This window comes from Rubneribacter sp., assembly GCF_965361815.1.
Window position 1 is genome coordinate 1 of record NZ_CBDTNW010000038.1, and the last position, 18,153, is coordinate 18,153.

An 18,153-nucleotide genomic window follows, 5' to 3' on the forward strand; every position below is an offset into this window, starting at 1 on the left:
CCGAGTGGCGGAATGGCAGACGCGGCGGTCTCAAAAACCGTTGTCTTTGACGTGCGAGTTCGACTCTCGCCTCGGGCACCATCCGCACATGAACGAACCTCGGGACCATCCGCCTCGAGGTTCGTTTGCATTAAGGACCGTCACAGCGCAGACGCTACGAAACATTCACCGTCGCAGAACCAGGCACCAAAGCCAGCAACGCGAAAAGGCCGCCGGTTGCCATCAGCGCAATCCACAAAATGAAGAAGAGCAGGCAACCGAACCAGGCGAACCGCTTGCCGTCTTCGCTCCAGCCCCAAAACAGCGAAATCGGCAAAGAGCGTAGAAGCCGACGGGCAGAATGCGAAGCGGCGAAGCGGGCGGTTGAGCGCTACGAGGCTTCGGCCGGATTGCCGCACATGCCCACGAACAGGGGGACGCCTTGAGCCGACGTGATCTGGAACAGGAACGGGCGGTCCAGGCGCAGCTCCACCTCCATGGCCGCATCGGGCGCAAGCGCCGTCTTGGCGATGCCCACGTTGGTGTACGCCGCAGCTTCGGCCCCTTCTTCGTCCCAGGTCACATGGCTTTCCTGCTTGACTTCGGATATACGGGCGGACACGGACGAGAGGTTGGAGAAGTCGGCGGCATCGGTGAACGCCTCTCGCACGCCCAGACGCTCAAGAGCCGGAATGAGGTCGAGCGAGCTGTCGAAGCCGGCCTTGGGCACTGTGTAGGTGACGAAGGCCAGATCGTCGGCCGGTGCGGAGAACGCCTCTTCGAGCGCGGCAGGATCGGCCAGCAGGTCGGCAGGCGACGTCCCCTCGGCAGGCAGGACGAACGTCATGGACGCCCCGCCGCCAAACCCGAGGCTCGCACGCAGATAGGCGTCGGTGCGACGAACCTCCTGAGGGTCGTTCAAACGCTGCGTCATGAAATCGGCCTGGACGTCCCCGCCTTCCGCATGGAAGACGTCTTCTTGCGTGGCGGCTTCATCGAACGGGCTGAGCCAGCTGCCTTTGAAGGCGATGGCGTTGACGATGGCAAGGATCTGGCTTGCGTCGGTTTCGATGGCGGGATTGACAAGGCCGTCGGTGTTTTCGCTGATCCAGGCGGCAAGAGCATCGTCGGCGGCCGCAGTGCCGAACTCAACGGAAAACGGCGTGGCGTAGAACTGTCCAACTGCAGAATTAACGAAGTCCTGCTCGAACGGGACGTCCTTGCCCAGCCAGACGGAGTTCGCCAGCGCCACCTTGGAGTCGGGATTGGCGACCAGCGCGCGAAAGAGGCTGCCGCATTGCCCGGCCACATCCACGTCGGCGGGTGCGCCAAGAGCGGAGGTGATCTGATCGGCCGTGGTGCCCGCCGCCCCCTCGTTGGCCAGCGCGAGCGCATAATACAGGCTGAGAGGCGAATAGGCGCCGTTGGCGGGCATGCCGGCGTCAGCGCCAACATCGCCGAGGACGGCCGAGGCGCTGCGGTACGCGAACCCCGAAAGAGACTGGGCGAACTCTTCGTCCACAAGGTCCTGCTCGCCGGACGCCGCTCCGTCTTCGGGCATCATCGGCTGAGCGACCGCGACCGCGGCGCCGGAGGACGACGAAGGCGCATTCGCAGGGCCGGATGCCGATTCAGACTCAGCCTCGCAGGCGGCCAACGTCAGCATGCCCGCTCCCGCCGCAAGGACAAACGCCAATGCGACCACCGTCAACCGCCGCCGTTTCATCAAGGCCCCTTCCCCTTCCTTCGCAAAATAAGAGTTTTTCACTATACCATATGATCGTAAAGCGAGAACGACCGAACAAGGCCGAAACGTCGAGCCGGCAGCAAGCGCATCACGCCAATCCAATCGCCGCTGCGCCTCCACCCTGCCCGGCATCGCGCTCGTCAGGCAAACAAAAGGGAGAGCGGGCCGCTCGGCAGCCGACTCTCCCCTTTCACGCCTTCGGGCACCGCGCTTTACGCGCGCACCGCGCCGCCTTTCTTGCGGGCGGGAACCTGCTGGCCGGTGGCGGCCATGCGCTCCTCGTGGCTCATCTGCGCCAGTTCGTGCACGCGAGCCACGTCCACGCCCAGCGCTTCGGCCAGGCGGTCGCCGTACTCGGGGTCGGCTTTGTAGCAGTGGGCCGCGTGGCGCAGGCGGATGTTCTCGGTCACACCCTGCATGTCAGCCGCCGTGTTGCCGATGAGGGCGGCGCGCTGCTCCTCGTTCATCAGGCGGTACAGGTCGCCCGGCTGGTAGAACGTGTCATCGGTCGGGTCATCGGCCGGATCCCACGCGTCCATCGGGCCAAACAGATCCAGCGGAGGCTCGGCCACGTCGGCCTGCTGCTGCCACTGCCCGTAGCTGTTGGGTTCGTAGCCGATGGTGGCGCCGAAGTTACCGTCGGTGCGCATCATGCCGTCGCGGTGGAACTCGGCGTAAGGGCAGCGCGGGCGGTTCACCGGAATGTGGTTGTGATTCACACCCAAACGGTAGCGCTGTGCGTCGCCGTACGCGAACAGACGGCCCTGCAGCAACTTATCGGGCGACAGCCCGATGCCCGGCACCAGGTGCGTCGGCGCGAAGGCGGCCTGCTCCACCTCGGCAAAGTAGTTCTGCGGGTTGCGATTGAGCTCCAAGGTGCCCACCTCGATGAGCGGGAACTCCTTCTGGCTCCAAGTCTTGGTGATGTCGAACGGGTTCTCCTTGTAGTTTTTGGCCGTGGCCTCGTCCATCACCTGAATGCAGAAGCGCCAACGGGGGAACTCGCCGCGCTCGATGGCGTTGAACAGGTCGCGCTGGTGGCTCTCGCGGTCGCCGGCGATGATGCTTGCGGCCTCTTCGTTGGTGAGGTTTTTGATGCCCTGCTCGGTCTTGAGGTGGAACTTCACCCAGAAGCGCTCGTTCTGCTCGTTGATCAGGCTGAACGTATGGCTGCCGAAACCGTGCATGTGACGGTAGCTGGCCGGGATGCCGCGGTCGGACATAACGATGGTCACCTGGTGCAGAGCCTCAGGCAGGCTGGACCAGAAGTCCCAGTTGCTCTGCGCGGAGTGCATATTGGTGTGCGGGTCGCGCTTCACCACGTGGTTGAGGTCGATGAACTTCTTGGGGTCGCGCAGGAAGAACACCGGCGTGTTGTTGCCCACAAGGTCCCAGTTGCCGTCAGGCGTGTAGAACTTGATGGCGAAGCCGCGGATGTCGCGCTCGGCGTCGGCCGCGCCGCGCTCGCCGGCCACGGTGGAGAAACGGACGAACACCTCCGTCTCGGCACCGGGTTGCAGCACCTTCGCCTTCGTGTACTTGCTGATGTCGCCCGTCACCTTGAAGGTGCCGTAGGCGCCAGAGCCTTTCGCGTGCATGCGGCGCTCGGGGATGACTTCGCGGTCGAAGTGCGCCAGCTTCTCGATCATCCAGTTGTCCTGGAGCATCATGGGGCCGCGCTCCCCCGCCGTAAGGGTGTGGTTGTTGTCGGCAACGGGGTTGCCCACCTCGTTCGTGAGGCGAGTGGTGTCGATGTGGTCGCTCATAGGTTCGTCCTCGCTTTCGTGCTGCCGCGCTCGGGCGCTGCGGCTTGCGGTTGCGTCCAGCGCCGCGTGCCGTTTGCTGCGGCGCTTCATAGGGTGATGAAATCGTACCGGGGACAATATCAGTATTCAATCCTTATTAGGAATTAATCTCAATAAATTCATAGAAGGCTGCTGGTTGGCGTTTACGCTTTTCGAGCTGTCGCAATGGGAAAGGAGATGCGATCCGCCGGTTTTGCGGCGGGTTCAACATGCGATGCTGGCCTCGCGCGAGGTCGGCGGCATAGGGGCCGAACGCGGTGCGGGAGGGTGGGCGGCGAGGAAGGCCAAACCCGGTGCGCGGGGTTGGGTAGCGAGGAAGTTCAAGCTTGGCGCAAGATCGGGCAGCGAGGGACTAACCTGGCTCGCGAGGCCAAGCCCGGCGCGCGAGCATCGCGCGCAGCGCAAACCCCGTTGAACACCCTCTTATGCACGAAAATTTCTCCTCTCTGCTAAATCGCCGTTAGCATGGGTCCGCCCGCATTCGCAGGTTGGTCACAAACGGCGCCCTGTGGCACTCCGAAGGGTCCATCCGGCGCGTCGGCGGGCCGAGCGATTTCCGCGACCTGGTGTTTCTTCGGGCGCGAGGGGCGCGGAGGGCGGGAGGGCGGCCCCGCACGTGCCACAGGGCGCGGTTTGTGACCAACCTGCGGGCGACCCCCGCTAAGCCGCCTCTGGCGGGACCCGTGTCAGCGGTGGTGTAACAGAGAGAATTTCCTCTCTCTGTTAGCGCACGACCAGGGAAGGCCTGGCCCGAGATTCGGCAAACAGCGGCCCGTGTCAGCGGTGGTATAACAGGGAAATTTCTTGATTTGGTCAAAACCTGCGTGAGTCGGGGGTTTGAAAGGCCCCTATTTTTGAACGGACAATTTTGACCTGGCCTTTCTTTTCCGATCAAGCCCACACGGTGGTTTGAACAGGCAAAAAAGCCCCGACTTGTGCAATTTTTGACCAGAAGCGGGCAAATTTCGTGCATTAAGGTTTTCGCGAGGCCGGAGGTGCGCCTGCGGACGGGGTGTTGCGAGGCCGAACGCACGCCCGCGGACGGAGGGGTGTCGCGAGGCCGAACGCGCGTCTGCGGACGGGGCTTCGCAAAGGCGAACGCGCGCCTGCGGACGGGGTGTTGCGAGGCTGAGCGCATGCCTGCGGCCGGAATCTCGCAGAGATAAGCGCACATGCGGATCAAGACCTTCGCGGAATCGACCGCGCGGCCGCAAGCGAAAACCTCCGCAAAGCCCAAAGCGCGGCCGCAACCGGACGCCCGCCCGCAGACGCCCTGCACGCAAAGGCCCCGTCAACCCGCAGCGAGCTGCGAGGACGGGGCCTTGCACGCGATCGGCGTCGCGCGCGCTCGCGCCAAAGCGTTTACGCGCTTGTCTTCTTGCCCGCAGAGGACATGACCGTCTTCGCACCTTTCACGGCCAAGATCACGGCCAAAACCAGCAGCAGCACGGCAATGGCCATCTGCACCACCGCCGCCAATGCGTCACCGCCGCCCGCAAGCGAAGCCGCGTTCGATTGGATGGTCATGCACAGCGACGTGAGCGTGACCGCCAACATGAACACCATGGGCACGTAGAACATCTTGTTGTTGCGGCCCGCGTTGCCCAGCCATGCGCACACGGCCAGCAACGCCAACGCAGCCAGCAGCTGGTTCGCGGCGCCGAACAGAGGCCAGATGAGCGTGTAGCCCGTCATGCCCAGCGCAATGCCCACCACCACCGTGATGATGGTGGCCACGTACGGGTTGGCCAGCGCCTTTTTGGCGCCGGTGGCCGTGTCAAGCGTCTCGTCGCCGGAGAGCCACAGCTCCTGGAACATGTAGCGCGCCAGGCGCGTGGCCGTGTCGAGCGAGGTCAGGCAAAACGCCGACACCGCCAAGATGAGCAGGGCGTACGCGATGCTCTCCACGTTCTCCAGCCCGGGGATGACGGCGAGCATCTGGGACAGGCCCGTGGCGAACACAGCCGTGGGAGAGGCGTAGGCGCCGCTTTGGTAGTCCTGCCACACAAACGCCACGGCGCACAGCGAGATGACGGCCAGCAAGCACTCCAGCAGCATGCCGCCGTAGGCGATGGGCTGCGCCTCGCTCTCGTGGTCGAGCTGCTTGGACGTGGTGCCGGACGCCACCAGACTGTGGAAGCCGGAAATAGCGCCGCATGCGATGGTGATGAACAGCGCGGGGAACAAAAAGCCCGAGGCCGCCGCCTTGTTGATGACAGCCTGGCCGGTGCTCGCGTCCACGATGGCGTTGCCCGCGGCGTCCACCGCCGCATTGGACGCGAAAAAGCCGGTGAACGCGGGGATGTCCATGTTGGACGCCGCGCCCATGACGCCCGCCCCCACAATGCCGATCACCGCAAGCGCCATCATGCCGTACAGCAGGTAGCTGCTCAGGTAGTCGCGCGGCTGCAGCAAAATCCACACCGGCGCCACGGACGCTATCAGAATGTACACGCCGATGATGAGCATCCACGCGGTGTAGTCGAGCGAGATGACGGGCAGATTGTACCCCACCGCTATCACCAGCACCACAATGCCGATGGCAAGAACGATGCTTGCCGCCGGCGGCAAATTGCGCCCGCGCGTGAACAGGCCGTAGATCACTGCGGCGAAAATGAACAGCACGGATATCATGGCCGTGCGCTGGTTCGCCAGGTTCACGGCGTCGCTGGCCGCCGCGCTCACGGCGAACGTGTTGGCCACGATGGACGCGAAGGCGGCCACCACCAGCACGAGCGTCAGGTACGCGAAGATGCAGAACAGGCGCTTGGCCGTGGCGTCGATGTTCTCGGCGATGACTACCGCGATGGTCTGCCCCTTATGGCGAAGCGACGCGAACAGCGAGCCGAAGTCATGCACCGCGCCAATGAAGATGCCGCCGATCAGCACCCACAGAAGCACCGGAACCCAACCGAACACCGCCGCCTGAATGGGCCCGTTGATGGGACCCGCACCCGCGATGGACGAGAAGTGATGCCCCAACACCACGTAGGGCTTGGCGGGCACGTAGTCCACGCCGTCCTCGAACTCGTGGGCCGGCGTCACCCGGTCGGCCTTCACGCCCCACTGCCTGGCAAGCCATCCTCCATAGAAGATGTAACCGACGACCAGGACCGCGATTGCAATGACCAGCACGATCATCGCGTTCATTTCGACTCCTCCTTTCCTCTTGAACCGCTCGCCGCCTCAGGCGAGGTCACAGTGCCAGGTTCGCCTCGATCGTGCGGACAAGGGCCTTGCCGGCGGCGTTTGACACCACGTCGCCGCGACTCAGGTCCGCCACCGCCAAGCGCAGGTCGGCCCAACCCCGCAAGCCCCACTTGAAGTTCTTGCGGAATCGGACCTTACGCACGGCCCGTCTGGCATCGTCGTCCACCGTATCGGCGATGACGACCAGGGAGAGAAAGGACGTCATGTGGTTGGGCTTGGGATCCACCTTCCCCAAAGCCTCCGTTTCCATGAAGGACACGAGATTAGCAAGGACGCGAGCGTCAAGGTGGCGCTCCCTGTGCAAAAACAGGTACTCATGCGTGTCGACTTCCCACAGTTTTGCACGCTTGACCAGCACGTATTGCTCGCCATGGGAATGAAACTCCGCATAGCCGGCAAACGTGCGGCCGGCAAAGCCGTAGTCGCGCGACACGTCGAACCATGCCTCATGAGCCGCCAGCAGACGCTCGAGCACAAGCTGCTGGGCATCGGGCCCTGCGGTCCGCGACGCGTTGTGCGCGTCCTCGCCGCAAGCCCCGGCTACAGCTTCGTCGGAGGCAACGTTGCCGCTGTCGGGAGCGGAACCGCCCGCGTCGGCGCTGTTATCGCCGTATTCGCAACGCGGGAGGGTTTCCTCGTTCTCGACAACGCGACGGATCGGCGCCTTCTGCGCTACCTCCGACCGGCTTGCCGTTTCGCGTCTCACTGCCCTTCTCACCACCCTTCTCCCCCGCAGCCTGGCAGACTGCGATCATAAAACGGTAGCACAGAAAAGTCCTTCTATAGATATAGGAGACACCCCATATCGGCGAAATGCCTGAAGAAAGCCGGTCGGGGGGATGACGCAGCGGGCCGACTTTGAGGCGAAGGAGGGTGACGCGTTGGCGCAAACTCGGGGTAGAAGGATGTGCCCCGCTGGCACGAGTTCGAAGCAGAGGGCTTGGAGCGCCAGCACGGACCCGGAGACGGAAGCCTGGCGCGTTGGCGCGAGATGAGCCGCCCGGCGCACGCAAAGACGAAAAGGCCCCGCGACGTTCGCCGTTGCGGGGCCCGGTGCATCCGATGTTGCAGACGCGCCCTTACAGCGAGAAGTCCTTCTCGCCGTTGAACACGGCCAGCGCGTCGGCCACGGAGTAGTCCGCCAGCGTGATGGCGCTGATGGCCTTGGTGAGGCGCACGGCCTCGTCGAGCGAGCGCTGGTGGATGTTGCGGCCGGTGGCGTTGCCGCACGCGCCGCCGATGTGAATTTGGTCGTGCAGCTGGGTGAGGAACGTCTCGGCATCCACCGTGGAGCCGCCGGCGCACACAAGGCCCGTGCGGCCTGCGGCCTTGGCGGCGATGCTGAGGTTTTCCGCAGAGGTGCTGTCCTCGCACGCGCTGGGCGGGTTCACCTTCACGAAGTCGGCGCCCAAGCACAGGGCCACGCCCGCCGCGCCCGCGATGAGCGCGGGATCCTTCTCGGCCGTCACGGCCTTGCCGCGCGGGTAAATCCACAGCACCACCAGCAGGCCGTTCGCATGCGCCTGTGCGATGAGCTGGCCCGCCTCGGCCATCATGGTGGATTCGTACTCGCTGCCCAGGTAGATGGTGTAGCCCAGGCCCACGATGTTCACGCCCGCCTCGCGCATGGCCAGCACGGCGTCAAGGTCGTGCAGCTGCGGCGAGTAGGGGTCGTCCTGGCTGGTCTTGACGAGGTTCGTCTTGGAGTTCATCTTCACCAGGTAATTGATCTCGGGATAGTCGGCCGCGTACTGCGCGATGAGCCCGCGCTGACCGGCCAACACGCCGCACACGCCCTGGCTGCCGATCTTGAACAGGTGCTCCGGCTCGGCGTCGGCGATGTCGATGCCCTCACCGTAGAAGTCCTTGTTCAGATGCTCGATCTTCTGATCGCACGCGAACAGCATGAGGCGGCCCGTTCCGCGGGTGGCCTTCAGGTAGTTCTCGATGTACTCCTCGCGGGACTCCGGCATGACGTCGGCCGGCACCCTCACCTGGTCGCGAGTGATGTTGGGCATGGTGTTCCTCCTTTATAGGATGCTCGTTCGGAGGGCGCGCCGCACGACCGGTTGCAGATTGCAGGTTGCACGGTGCGTCCCGTCGATGCGTTCATTCTAACGAAAAAGGAGAGCCGCCCACCCCGGTTCACCGAAAAAGCGGCGAACGAGGAGCGGGCGGCACGGGACATAAGCAGGAAGGGCGGCAGAAGACAGGATTGGCAGAACCTCGCCCAGAAAGGCTAGGCGAAGGCCGGGGCCGACGAGTCGTGAGCCGACCTCGTGCGAGCGGGTTAGAACCAGTCGCGGCTCTGCATCACGTAGATCTGCTCGAACTCGGACTGGGACTTCGTGAGGTAGATGACGCCCTCGACGATGGCGATGACCCAGATGACGAAGCTGGCCAGCCCGAACGTCACGATGCCGCCGAGGATGGACACGCCCAGCATGACGAAACCGGGCGTGTTGTACCCCAGGTAGAACTTGTGGATGCCCAACCAGCCCAGGAATATGGCCAGCAGACCGGCGGCAACGTGGTCCTTCGCGGCAACCACGGGCGGCGTGTAGGGCTGCTGATAGCACGGAGGCTGGTAGCCATAGTACGGCTGTTGGGGAGGAACGGCCCCGGGGCCGGCATGCGGAGGCGCGTATCCGGGCTGCTGACCGTACGAGGGCTGCGGCGCCGGCGCGGAGGACGGCCCTCCGAAAGCGGGGGGGGCGTAGGGCGGGCACACCGGAGACCCTTGGGGCGGAGCCGGGTTAGCGAAGGTCGGCTGCTGCTTGGCTTCCGGCTCGACTGCGTTGACAAAGGCGGATTCGACGGCGGGAGGGACTTTGGCCTCCGCGCCTGCCGGTTCGTCCGAGTTTGCGGGTTGATCCGAGTTTGCGAACTCGCCTGAGCCTGCGGACTCGCCTGAGCCTGCGGGTTCGTCCGCGTCGGAAGGCTCTTCGGCAACGCGTTCGCCCTCTTCGGCCGCAAGCTTCGCGCGGGCAGCCTCCAGCTTCTCCTGCGCCGCCTTCAACTCCTGTTCAGCTGCGGCCACCTCGTCCGCAGCGGTTCTCACGGGTTCGTTCGCAGTCATACTGCCCTCTCATTCTGCGTTTTAGCATTGGTTTCGTGTCAACCATAGTAGGCTGGGGAGCACGCCGCGAGACGAATTCGTCACTATACCGTTAACGATGTCACGCCATCTTAAGATATGGGGCAATGCGCGCCTTACTTGCCCTTTTTGTGGGCGCGCTTCTCGATGAGCTTCATAAGCGGTTCGCGCAGCACGATGCCCGCCACCGCGATGACCGCAGCCACGGCGAAGATGATGACGCTCTCCATGATGCGGCCGTCAATCAGGCCGTCGGCCGCGTACGTGGACACGACGATGCCGGGAATGCGCCCCACGTTCGCCAGGGCAAGGAACGTGCGCATGCGCATGTTGGTGAGCGGCACCAGATAGGTGAACACGTCCTTCGGCAGCCCCGGGATGAGGAACAGGATGAACACGACGACGTTCAGCTTCCCGCTGTGCTCGAACCTGCGGAACTTGTCCAGGTACTTGACGGGCACCATGCTCTGCACGAACGGCGCGCCCAGCTTGTGCACGAGCATGAAGATGAACGCGCTGGACAGCACGCAGCCCACCAAGATGACGAGCGCGCCCACCCACGGACCGTACATCATGCCCGCCGCTATCTGAACCACCTCTCCGGGGATGAACGCCACCACGATCTGGAGAAACTGAAGCCCCAAAAGGATGAGGAAGCCCACCGGTCCGGCGTTGCGGACGTCGGCGATGACGCGGTCTATGCCGCCTGGCTCGAACAACTCGTGGACATAGGGCCACAGCAAAACGCACACCAGCACCATGAGCACGAAGAACGCGATGAGTCCGGCGAACTTGAGAACATCGCCCTTCTCCATCTTGTGACCGCGAACAGTGACCTCCTGCTCGGCCTTTTGATGCAGCTCCTGCCTGCGCTCGACGGCTTTGCGCCTGAGCGAGGCGGTGTCGGACGGGTGGTTATGGCTGCTTTTCGGGTCGCTCACCGGTCAGTCCTCATGCCGTGCTTTGTCGTACTCTTCCTTGAACGCCGCGAACATGTTCTTCTTCGGGGCGGGACGCTTTTTGGCTTGCGCTTTGGCCGGCTGCTTCGCGGCGCCAGACGACGCCTTGGACAGGGTGGTGCCGCCGGATTTGGAGCTGGGCTTGGAACTGGACTTGGAGCCGCGCGCCTTGTCGTATTCCTCCTTGAAGTCGGAGAACATGGTCTTCGACCGGGCGATCTGTCGGCCGGTGGCGTACGCGCCCTTGTTCACCGCCTCGCCGGTTTTGCGTGCCGCTTCGCTGGCCACGGGCTTCACCTTGTCTACGGCGGTCTGCACTTTGTCGGCGGCCACGGCGGTTGCCTGGCCGGCCTTCTCGGCCACGCCGCCTTCGGAGGCAAGGCCTCTCACCTCGTCGGACACCATGATGGCGCCCAGCACCACATCGTCGTTTTGCTGGGCCTCCTCGCCCGTCCGGGCAAGCGCCGCGCCCATGCCGCGTCGGAACCCCCTGATCAAATCCGCCGGAACGGTGCGCGTGCCCAGCAGCACGTTGGCGGTGGCCCCGGCATCGGTGTCAAACGAATCGACGGCGCCCGTCAGGCGGTTGAACGTGACGTTGCCCACCTGGCCGTACGCCTGGCCGTCCTCGGTCATGACGGGAAGGCCCAGCCACAGCACGCAGGAATCCCAATCGACCCCAAGCGCCTTGCATGCCGCCCGGTCCGTGGCCTCGGGCACGTCGCGGATCACGATGCGCCCGTCCACCAAATCGTATCCTTCAATGGACACGAACTTGTCTTTGCGGCGGAACATCCACAGCAGATCGGGGCGCTTCACAATGAAGCCGATACAGCGCTTCTCCTTGGGGTGGAACACGAAGCGGCGCACCTTGCCGATGCGCTTCTGCCCGTTCTTGCCGCCCAAGACGCGAACGCCCGTCAGCTCGTTGGTGGTGATGAGTGTGCTTGCCATAGTGCCTTCCCCGCAGCCTTCCGGCACGCCTTTCGGCCGTGCGCCCCGACTGCAACCTCTCCTCGGCCGCCTCTCTCAAATAGCGCAAAGCGGCGCGCGGTCCGGTCGGGTTCGACCGTATTGACCGCGCAACCGCTTCGCGTCCGGCACGCTCATGCGAACCGTGTTACTCGCCCGCCACCTTGTCGGCGGCTTCCTGCGCCTTGTCGGTCACCGCATCGGCAGCGCCCTCCGCCTTGTCCTGCGCGCTGTCCACGGCATTGTGAACGGCGTCGGCGGCAACCGGGATGGCGTCGTTGGCCGCTTCCTGAGCCTGTTCGGCGTTCTTGGCAACCTGCGAGGCAATGCGCTGGCGGGCAGCCTCTATCTTGTCGCGCAGCTCGTCGTTTTTCTGGGAAAACGCCGGCTTGATGGTGTCGGCGGCCTCCTGCACGCGAGCGCTGGCCTGGCCGTACAGCTCCTGCCCCTTGGCCTGGGCGTCCTGAGCGAGCTTCTGGCCCTTGCTCGCCACGTCCTGGTACGCCTGCTGCACGTTGCCAGCCGCCTGGGAACCCAGCTCCTGGGCTTCGCCCCATGCGGCGTTCACCTTGTCGCTCACCAAAGCGCGCGTTTCCCTGCCCGAGCGGGGAGCGCACAGCAGCGCGACGACGGCGCCGGCAAAACTTCCAGCGATAAATGCTCCTATTTTGTTGCCCATAACGGCCTCCTTTGGACGTTTGTCTATCCGTCCATTATAGGGGCACCCGTCGCTCCCGGGCGGGAAAACATGAGCGCTCTACGATTCGGTTGCCGTTTCGTTGCCGCAAGGAGCCGAGAGGAGGGCTTCGTTCAGGAAATCGACGGCATCGCGTATGGCCCGCAGCGCCACCAGATCGTCGGCGAAGCTGATCTGGATGCGGGCCCGGCCTGCGTGCTCGTCCGTCCATTCGGTGGTGCCCATGAACACGGGGCCGTCGGCGGCAGACGCGGGACCTGCAGCAGGCGGACGGTGCGCGCCGGGCGAGGCGTCGGAAGGGCGCTCCGCGCCGGGAGAGGCGGACGGACGGCTCGTTCCGAAGGGGCGATCCGCGCCGGACGGGGCGGGCGGATGGCCCGTGCCGGGAGGACGGTGCGCGCCGATTCGGGCGGACACGCTGCCTGCATCGGACGGGACGGGCAGCGCGTTCGCGATGGTCCGAGCGGACATGCGGCCTTGCGCGGACGCGCGCACTTGCAGGTCGATAACGAGATGCTCCAGCAGATGCGGCAGCGATGTGCGGTCCATGACGGCGCCGAACGTGGGGCCTTCGTCGTTCACGCACGCATGGCGCGCAAGGTGGGGAAACGACGGCGTGATGCGATCCATGAGCTCGGGCGAGGTAGTGCGGGGCGCTTCGCGGGACAAAGACACGTCGCAGAGGATGCGCCCGGTGAGCACGACCAGGCGATCCACGGAGACGGCAGGGGCTGGATGCGAGCTCATGCCGCGGAATCTGAGGCGGACGACGCGGCGCCGGCGGATGCGCCGCCAAGGGAGTCCGCGCCGCCGGAAGCCGCTGCGGGACCGGAGAGAGCCGCGTCGTTCGAGGCGGAATCGCCGTTCGCCGTCGCGCCGTTTGCGCCGTTTGCCGTCACGCCGTCCGTTGTCGCGCCGTTTGCGTCGTCCGTTGTCGCGCCGTCCGTCGCCGCATCGTTTGCGCCGGACGCTTCCCCGTCCCCTGCGGCGGACCCGTCGGCGTCCTCGGCTTCCCCTTCAGAAGGCTGCGCCTCGCCCCGCTGCGGGGAGGCGTCGGCATCGTGCGACAGGCGGTTGAGCACGGTCAGGCCCTCGGTCGCGACGGCCTTTCGCTCCGGGTTGCCCTGCACCATGCTCGCCAGCTGGCCGGCCATCCATGCCACGTCGTCGAGCAGCGTGGTCCAGCCGTCGTAGCCCGCCCCGTCCGTTATGACCAATTGGGTTCGGTCGAGCGAGAAGCGATACCGCCCTTGCCCCTGCATGTCCCCGAACGAGAACGTGATGGTCTTCGCGCCGGTATCCAGCCGGTAGGCGTAGGCAACGTCCTGGGTGAGCTTGATGGACTCGCCGTCGATGACCACGACGCCCGTGGAATCCGCGACCTGCCACGAGCCTTGGAACTCGGCGGCGTCGTCGTAGCGAAACCACCTGTCCCACGAGAACAGGCCCGCTGCCAGAAGCAGGATTGCGAGCACCGCGCCGGCCGCCGCAAGAGGCCATCGGCGCTTTCGGGACTTGGCTGGGCGGGTTTTGCCGCGTCGGGACGCATCCGAGGCGTCCGAAGCATCCGGGGCGTCCGCATTCGAAGCGGCAGAGGCGGCGGTTGGGTTCTGGGCGGAAGGAGCCTCGTCCGGGGACGACGCATGCGCCGGACGCTTGGCCGCGTCCGAGGTCGGAGCCGAACGCTTGGGCTTGACGCGGCGCTTGGGGCTGGCCGACGCCGGAGCTGCCGCCCGATCCGCATCCGGCGTCGGAACCGAGGGATCCTTCTGCGCGACGCTTGACAACGTGTCCGCAGAAGAGTCCAACCCCGACTCGGCGATAGGGGTCGAAGCCGGCTTCGGCTTCAACTTCGCTTTGACCTTCGGACGCGCCTTCGGCTTGGCCTTGGAAGGAGCAGGCGTTGCCGCGTCGGTTACCGGGTTCGAAGCGGAAGCGGAGGCCGCAGACGGGGCCGCAGTCGGCGCTGGAGGCGCGGATGGGGACACGACGTTTCCGCTCGCAACCGCCTTGGATGCGGCCGCTTTGCCCGCGACGCCCTTGGGCGCGACGCCTTTGTTCGCGACGCCTTTGAGCGCGGCGCCCCCAGGTGCAACCGCCCCGGACGCGGACGGCACGGACGCGGGTTCCCCGGACGCGGCTGGCCCGGACGCGGGCTTCCCGGACACGGGCTTCCCGCCCTTCGTCGTGCCGCTGCCAAGCGGCGTGGTGGCCTTTTTGGGCGCAGGACGGCGTGCGGGCTTCCCGACCCGCGCGTTCGTGTCAGGTTTCCCGGACCGCGCGCCCGCATCGGACTTTCCAGTTCGCACGCCCGCATCGGGCTTCCCGGTCTGCGCGCCTGCACTGGGTTTCCCAGCCTGCGTGCCCGTGTTGGGCTTCGCCGACGCCTTGGCCGACTCTCCCGTGCGCTTCCGCTTCGTTACCACGCCCTTGCCGCCTCCAACGCCGTTCGCGCGCTACTCAGGCGCGATGACCTCGACGCCGCCCATGTAGGGCACCAGCACGTCGGGCACGCGCACGGAACCGTCGGCCTGCTGGTAGTTCTCGATGACCGCAGCCATGGTGCGGCCCACGGCCAGGCCGGATCCGTTGAGCGTGTGCGCGTAGCGCGAGCCTTTGAAGTTGGCGGGGTCGCGGTACTTGATGTTGGCGCGACGCGCCTGGAAGTCCGTGCAGTTGGAGCAAGACGAGATTTCCTTGTAGCCGTTGTAGCTGGGCAGCCACACCTCCAAGTCGTAGGTTTTGGCGGCCGAGAACCCGATGTCGCCCGTGCACAGGCTGATCACACGATACGGCAGGCCCAGCAGCTGCAGGATGTTCTCGGCGTCTTCCACCATGGCCTCCAGGTCGGCGTAGCTTTCCTCGGGCTTGGAGTACTTCACCATCTCCACCTTGTCGAACTGGTGCACGCGGATGAGGCCGCGCGTGTCGCGGCCCGCGCTGCCGGCCTCCTCGCGGAAGCACGGGGTGAACGCGCAGTACTTGAGCGGCAGCTGGTCGGCGTCCAGCACTTCGCCGGCGTGGATGTTGGTGAGCTGTACTTCGGCCGTGGGAATGAGGTAGAGGCCCTCCGTGGTGTGGAACAGGTCCTCCTCGAACTTAGGCAGCTGTCCTGTGCCGGTGAGCGTTTCGGCGTTGGCCATGGCCGGGCACCACCATTCTTTGTAGCCGCGGGAAGTGTGCGTGTCGGCCATGAAGTTGATGAGCGCGCGCTCCAGGCGGGCACCCAGGCCGCCCAGCAGGATGAAGCGGCTGCGCGCGAGTTTCACCGCGCGCTCGAAGTCGATGATGCCCAGCTCCGGACCCAGATCCCAATGCGGCTTCATCTGGATGCCCTCGGCCTCGAAGTCGCGCGGTGTGCCCCAGCGGCGCACCTCGGGATTGTCGTTCTCGTCGGCCCCGACGGGGGTGGTGTCGGCCGGCATGTTGGGCGTGCGCAGCAGCAGGTCGCGCAGCTCGGCGTCGGCCTGCTCGCGCTCGGCGCCGATGGCGGACAGCTCGTCGTTGATGGCGCGAACACGCTCCTTGGCGGCTTCGGCCTCGTCTTTCTGGCCGGCGGCCATCATCTGGCCGATGGACTTGGACGTGGCGTTGCGCTCGGCCTGCAGCGCCTCCTCTTTGGCGATGGCGGCGCGACGCGCCTCGTCTAGCTGGGAGAAGCGCGACGCGTCCCACGAAGCGTTGCGGTTCCTCATCGCTTGGGCGACGGCTTCCTGGTTGTCGCGGACGAACTTGATGTCGAGCATGGTCGCGCTCCTTCTCCGGTCGGATATGTTGATCTGCCCAGTATAACGCACTGCGGGCGCGCAGCTAGCGGGTTCGTGAGCGGCTGCGACGAGTCTTAAGGGTTGAAGGGTCGAAGGTTCCGCGCCGCCTTGGACGGTGCGGCGGGAAACGCCGGGGGCGTCAGGGGGGCGGAGGCGATACGGGGAGGGGTGGCTCGGGAGGGGCGGAGGCGATACGGGGAGGGAAGCTTGGGGGAGGGGAGAGCGTTCGGCGAGGTTTCGGCGCGTTCGCACCTGAGAAGAAGATGCGACTCGGAACCCCAATACAGTTCGGAACCCCAATGCACGTTTTTCAGCCTCTAGTGGTCAAAATTGGGGCAAGTCGGGGATTTTTCGGTCCCCAGGGCCGCGGATTTCGACAAAAGCCCTGTTCACGGAAATCGCTTCTCTGTTCGGAGCTGAAAAATCCCCCGATTTGCCCCGATTTTGACCATCTGAGAAAAATAACGCGTATGCGGAACAGAGAAGGGGCGCAGCGAAGGAGGCCGAGACGATTGGTTTCGCGCAGTTTCTCAGGAATTCTTCTTCCCAAGGTCAACGACGAGCAGGCGCATGATAGGCTGGCGGCATGAACCTCTTTGTGGGACACGCCTCGGCTCTTGAGTATTGGCGCGCGCATCCGCTGGACGCGACGGAGGAGCGCTCGTCGCGCTCACTTGCGCTTGCGAACTGTATGACCAGCCTGCGCGACATCGCCGAGCTTGGCTGCTCGCGGTACGGAATGCGTTCCGACCCGCTGCACATCGTGGCGGCCGACCGATCGGCGTGCCACTCGTCTACGCATCTGGTCTGCCACGTTATGACCGGCCTCATGCCCGCTCGCGCGTTCGCGAGGGTGGCCCATCGGCTATACGTCAGCTCCCCGGAGCTGTGCGTGTTGCAGATGGCCTGCTCCATGCCGCTCCCCCTCCTTGTCGAACTCGCCGACGAACTGTGCGGCTTCTACCGCCTCAATCCGACGGCCCCGAACGGCTTCACGGAAGCGCGCCCCGTCACCACGCCCGCCAAGCTGCGCGCGTTCGCCAGCCGAATAGGCCAGGTGCGCGGCGCGGCGACCATGCGCGCGGCGATGCGCTACGTTGTGAGCCGCTCCGCCTCTCCGCGCGAAACCACGACAACCACCTTGCTGTGCCTGCCCCACGCCTTGGGCGGATACGGGCTAGAGCTTCCGCACATGAACAGCAAGGTGCCGGTCAGGGAGCACACGCCGTTCGGCGTTGCCGCCAAAGAGCTGTTCTGCGATCTGTACTGGCCCGCGTATAAGCTGGCCGTGGAGTACGACAGCGACCTGCACCATACCGGCGAGCGGAGGATCTCGCGCGACTCGAAGCGGAGGAGCAGCCTGGGGCAGGAGGGCATCTACGTGGTTACCCTCACAAACGCCCAGTTGAAAAGCACTTTCGATTTCGACGAGATAGCCAGCTTGCTGGCAAAGCGCATGGGAAAGCGGCTACGGATTCGCATGGCGGATTTCCCTGAAAGGCGACTGCGGCTTCGCACAATGCTGCTCAGCCGCCGGCGAGGCTGAGGCGAGGCCGAGGCAGCACCTTCGGGCGCCCTCCGATACGCGAAAATTCGCCGAGATGGTCAAAATCCGGGCAAGTCGGGGGTTTTCCCGAGGCGTCCAGGGAAGCGTTTTCCAAAATGCCTGATGAAAAACTATATGTTATTGCATAGTAGTTCAAAAAAGGAGAAAAATCCCCCGACTTGCCCAGATTTTGACCAAGCGAGGGGATTTTTCGCGCATTTTGCGATCATGAACCGGCGGACGGGCAGGGGCGCGGAGCCGGAACCTCGGCCGCAGGCCGGCGGGCGGGGCGGAGCCGGGCCTCGGCCGGAGCGAACGGAACGACGCGAGGCCGGGCCTCGGCCACAGGCCGGCGGGAAAGGCGACGCGAAGCC

14 protein-coding genes are annotated in these 18,153 nt (G+C 65.1%); 2 read left to right on the forward strand and 12 right to left on the reverse strand.

All coding sequences use genetic code 11. The features are described from left to right. Positions 1 to 370: 370 nt before the first annotated feature. From ACWKY3_RS02250 to ACWKY3_RS02300, 11 genes are all read right to left on the reverse strand, one after another. Positions 371 to 1,705, reverse strand: coding sequence for a serpin family protein (locus tag ACWKY3_RS02250; protein ID WP_449314802.1), 1,335 nt, complete (start codon positions 1,703 to 1,705; stop codon positions 371 to 373). Positions 1,706 to 1,938: 233 nt separating this feature from the next. Beyond that, positions 1,939 to 3,492 carry a catalase gene (locus tag ACWKY3_RS02255; protein ID WP_449314803.1) on the reverse strand — a complete coding sequence of 518 codons (1,554 nt, stop codon included), beginning with the start codon at positions 3,490 to 3,492 and terminating at the stop codon, positions 1,939 to 1,941. A 1,401-nt stretch (positions 3,493 to 4,893) separates the two neighbouring features. After that, positions 4,894 to 6,681, reverse strand: a complete 1,788-nt coding sequence (locus tag ACWKY3_RS02260) for a carbon starvation CstA family protein (RefSeq protein WP_449314804.1) — start codon at positions 6,679 to 6,681, stop codon at positions 4,894 to 4,896. Between the two features lie 46 nt (positions 6,682 to 6,727). After that, positions 6,728 to 7,447, reverse strand: a complete 720-nt coding sequence (locus tag ACWKY3_RS02265; protein WP_449314805.1) for a hypothetical protein — start codon at positions 7,445 to 7,447, stop codon at positions 6,728 to 6,730. 373 nt (positions 7,448 to 7,820) lie between these two features. Next, a complete protein-coding gene (locus tag ACWKY3_RS02270; RefSeq protein WP_449314806.1) occupies positions 7,821 to 8,759 on the reverse strand; it encodes an aldolase in 939 nt (312 codons plus the stop codon). A 272-nt stretch (positions 8,760 to 9,031) separates the two neighbouring features. After that, a complete protein-coding gene (locus ACWKY3_RS02275; protein ID WP_449314807.1) occupies positions 9,032 to 9,820 on the reverse strand; it encodes an NINE protein in 789 nt (262 codons plus the stop codon). A 134-nt stretch (positions 9,821 to 9,954) separates the two neighbouring features. Beyond that, on the reverse strand, positions 9,955 to 10,779 hold the full coding sequence (locus ACWKY3_RS02280) for a TVP38/TMEM64 family protein (RefSeq protein ID WP_449314808.1): 825 nt from the start codon (positions 10,777 to 10,779) through the stop codon (positions 9,955 to 9,957). Between the two features lie 3 nt (positions 10,780 to 10,782). Further along, positions 10,783 to 11,751, reverse strand: coding sequence for a PRC-barrel domain-containing protein (locus tag ACWKY3_RS02285; RefSeq protein ID WP_449314809.1), 969 nt, complete (start codon positions 11,749 to 11,751; stop codon positions 10,783 to 10,785). 166 nt (positions 11,752 to 11,917) lie between these two features. Then, a complete protein-coding gene (locus ACWKY3_RS02290) occupies positions 11,918 to 12,448 on the reverse strand; it encodes a YtxH domain-containing protein (RefSeq protein ID WP_449314810.1) in 531 nt (176 codons plus the stop codon). A gap of 78 nt (positions 12,449 to 12,526) precedes the next feature. Then, the gene (locus ACWKY3_RS02295; RefSeq protein WP_449314811.1) at positions 12,527 to 13,213 is read right to left on the reverse strand and encodes a cyanophycin synthetase family protein; all 687 of its coding nucleotides are present in this window, start codon (positions 13,211 to 13,213) and stop codon (positions 12,527 to 12,529) included. Further along, complete coding sequence (locus tag ACWKY3_RS02300; protein ID WP_449314812.1) at positions 13,210 to 13,941, reverse strand: hypothetical protein; 732 nt, start codon at positions 13,939 to 13,941, stop codon at positions 13,210 to 13,212. The genes ACWKY3_RS02295 and ACWKY3_RS02300 overlap by 4 nt, the downstream gene beginning before the upstream one ends. Before the next feature lie 217 nt (positions 13,942 to 14,158). Between ACWKY3_RS02300 and ACWKY3_RS02305 the strand changes: the two genes are divergently transcribed. Then, on the forward strand, positions 14,159 to 14,959 hold the full coding sequence (locus ACWKY3_RS02305; RefSeq protein WP_449314813.1) for a hypothetical protein: 801 nt from the start codon (positions 14,159 to 14,161) through the stop codon (positions 14,957 to 14,959). Here ACWKY3_RS02305 and serS read toward each other — a convergent pair. Next, positions 14,923 to 16,212 carry a serine--tRNA ligase gene (gene serS, locus ACWKY3_RS02310; RefSeq protein WP_449314814.1) on the reverse strand — a complete coding sequence of 430 codons (1,290 nt, stop codon included), beginning with the start codon at positions 16,210 to 16,212 and terminating at the stop codon, positions 14,923 to 14,925. The genes ACWKY3_RS02305 and serS overlap by 37 nt on opposite strands. 607 nt (positions 16,213 to 16,819) lie before the next feature. Here serS and ACWKY3_RS02315 point away from each other — a divergent pair. Continuing rightward, on the forward strand, positions 16,820 to 17,779 hold the full coding sequence (locus ACWKY3_RS02315; RefSeq protein WP_449314815.1) for a hypothetical protein: 960 nt from the start codon (positions 16,820 to 16,822) through the stop codon (positions 17,777 to 17,779). The last annotated feature ends 374 nt before the right edge of the window (positions 17,780 to 18,153 follow it).